The 687-nt window shown below is 36.8% G+C and carries 1 protein-coding gene; it reads left to right on the top strand.

Annotated elements, in window-relative coordinates:
• Positions 1 to 4: 4 nt before the first annotated feature.
• Positions 5 to 687 (top strand): RNA-guided endonuclease TnpB family protein (locus BAQ44_RS03495; protein ID WP_131801844.1); only part of this gene is annotated, 683 nt, incomplete at its 3' end.

The following is a 687-nucleotide window of genomic DNA, read 5'->3' as shown; positions in this document are numbered from 1 at the left end:
AAGGATGATCAATAAAGCGTATAAATTTCGTATCTATCCAAATAAAGCACAAGCGATTCTGATCAATAAAACGATTGGTTGTTCTCGTTTTGTATTCAATCACTTCCTATCTCTATGGGATAATGCATACAAAGAAACAGGAAAAGGTTTGACATATGGTACATGCTCTGCCAAACTTCCTGCCATGAAGAAAGAGTTTGTTTGGCTAAAAGAAGTGGATAGTATTGCTATTCAATCGTCTGTTCGCAACCTTGTGGATGCTTATACCCGCTTTTTTAAAAAACAAAACAGTGCCCCGCGTTTCAAATCTAAAAAGAACAACGTACAATCTTATACCACAAAACAAACAAATGAAAACATTGCTGTTGTGGGAAACAAAATGAAATTGCCGAAACTAGGTCTTGTTCGATTTGCCAAAAGTCGTGAAGTAAAGGGACGTATTTTAAATGCTACGGTTAGACGGAACCCTTCTGGCAGATACTTTGTGTCATTGTTAGTTGAAACAGAAGTGCAAGAACTTCCGAAAACACATTCTTATATTGGAATGGATGTAGGATTAAAAGATTTCGCCATTTTGTCAGATGGAACAACCTATAAAAACCCTAAATTTTTTCGCTCATTGGAAGAGAAGTTGGCAAAAGCACAGCGTGTTCTTTCTAGAAGAATGAAAGGATCTTCTCGCTGGAA

The organism is Bacillus mobilis, assembly GCF_001884045.1.
GTDB classification, from domain to species: Bacteria; Bacillota; Bacilli; order Bacillales; family Bacillaceae_G; genus Bacillus_A; species Bacillus_A mobilis.
The sequence above is the reverse complement of the archived record's forward strand: the minus strand, read 5'-3'. Positions and strand labels throughout refer to the sequence as shown.